General features: G+C 52.9%; 2 protein-coding genes. Both read right to left on the reverse strand.

The features are described from left to right. Positions 1-24: 24 nt before the first annotated feature. Positions 25-1,752, reverse strand: coding sequence for a group II intron reverse transcriptase/maturase (gene ltrA / locus ACYVGR_RS37580; protein WP_460966067.1), 1,728 nt, complete (start codon positions 1,750-1,752; stop codon positions 25-27). Then, entirely contained in the window at positions 1,742-1,924 is a 183-nt protein-coding gene (locus tag ACYVGR_RS37585; RefSeq protein WP_460966069.1) for a hypothetical protein, read from the reverse strand. Before ACYVGR_RS37585 ends, ltrA begins: the two co-directional genes overlap by 11 nt. Positions 1,925-2,083 lie beyond the last annotated feature (159 nt).

Raw genomic sequence — 2,083 nt, forward strand, 5'->3', positions numbered from 1 at the left:
CCCGAACCGGACGTGCACCTTTCGTTATGCATCCGGCTCTCCAGGAACCATCATGAACTCAGGCGGTTTCATCCATCCCCGCTGATAGTGCATTACCTTTTGCCAGCCCATTTGATAATGTTCCACCGCCTGACCCCGCCAGACCTTCCAACGAGGACGGAGTTGACTAGGTTGACGGTGTTTCAAAATCAGATGTGCATTGGCTTTGGGATACTTCTTACGTAACCAACGCCAAATACGATCCCGTCCATACCAATCCAGGGACGATAAGATCTTCTTGGCGCCAGTACAGTACTTGTAGAAGTTGCCCCAACCGCGCAGGATGGGGTTCAGTTTTTGTAGCAATTCATCCAGCGACCAACCCAGGGTGGCTCGGCCCGTTAACTGTTTGATACGGTAGCGCAAATCCGCAGCTTTCTGCTTGGGTATTTCTAACCGAGGTGTCCATCCGTAACGATAGTCCCAACGCATACTAACTCGATGACCTAAGAATTGGAAGCCCTCGGTTAGAGGGGTAATCTTGGTCTTTTCAGGGGAGAGGGTTAAACCCATCTTCTCCTGGAGTAGCGTTTGTAGGACCTCTCGCTCAGCTTGTGCATTTTCTTGAGTACCACTCACTAAAATGACAAAATCGTCCGCGTAACGAAACGGAAAGTACACCGCCCGACCAGCCTGACGATCCACACTTCGAGACCACATAGCGGCTTTGATACCATCGCACTGGCGACTTTGACGACGCTTTGTTTGGTGGTTAACCCACCGTTCATAGCGTTCTTCGATCAAACCCAGAGCTACATTGGCCAGCAAAGGGGAAACGATGCCTCCTTGCGGAGTGCCTGCATCGGTTCGCAGAAATTGTTCCTCTGACAGAATGCCTGCTTTCAAAAACTGAACCAGTAACTGGTTAACCCGTCGGTCAGCCGAGTGCTGCCGAATCCGGTCCATCAGTTGGTGATGATCGATGTGATCAAAACAGGCTTGAATATCGCCCTCGATCACCCATTGATAGGGCATCTCATGGCGTTTGTTATCCTGTTTATTCACTTTCCGAGGACGCATACTCATACGAATATGCTCTAGCGCTCCATGGCAGCCTCTTCCCGGCCGAAAGCCGTAGGAGACAGGCCAGAAGCGCGCTTCCAGAATAGGTTCCAGAACTTGTTTGATGGCACTTTGTACCACCCGATCCGCAATGGTCGGAATGCCCAGTGGACGGAATTTCCCTGGTTTACCCACTTTAGGGATCAACTTCCGGCGGCAAGGGCTGGGTTTATAAGATCCAGTCCGAAGCTGCTGGTGAAGAGTCGCTAAGAAGGGGGCTTCGCCAATGCGCTGGCGAATGCTTCCGACCGTCATCCCATCAATTCCTGGTGTGCGTTTGCCCTTATTCTGGGCTACGCGACGCCAGGCTTCTCGTAAGTTACGCAGGTCTGTTAACCAGTTCCATAACTCCCGATACGCTTCGGTGGGATGTGTCTGACTCCATTGATACAATTTTCGTTGCACGCTGAGTACCCAGTCATAGTCTGCCTGGTGAGCCAAGTCCATGGCTCGCTTCTCCGGCTTTGAAAGCGTATCGATTCCCTGCCCGCCTTCGCCATGTAAACGGCTTTCCCGTTCTCGGACTACTACGCGAACTCCGCCCTGAGAATGACCCTTCCCGAGTCGCTGTCGATAGCCTGTTTTCCTAACAGGCGGATCATCCCCAGTTCCCATGTTCCGATTTCTGACCTGTGAATCCTTAGATGGCATGCTCTACCCCTGGTGGTACGGGATGATGGCTAGGGGGAAGCTCCATCATCGAATAAGGTAAACTCATTCCTGGCTTGGCAACATCAAAGCCAAACCAATCAGCCCACAGGTTCCCTCTCAGCCAGTTCTGAAGGTGAGGGTTGGTCGCTAAGTACAGAGGCTTCCCGCGCATGCTTCGTTGTCTCATCATCGATTCGGTGGTAGCCCGGCCGACAGGAATTGGCCTGTCTCCGGTACAGTTCAGGCTGCTCTGCTTATGACACCCGCTTGGCAGCACCCAGCGAGCTTTGCAGCCCCCTTCACCCCAACTTCCCTAGTTGGGGCGGGCAGT

The organism is Spirosoma litoris (assembly GCF_054776755.1).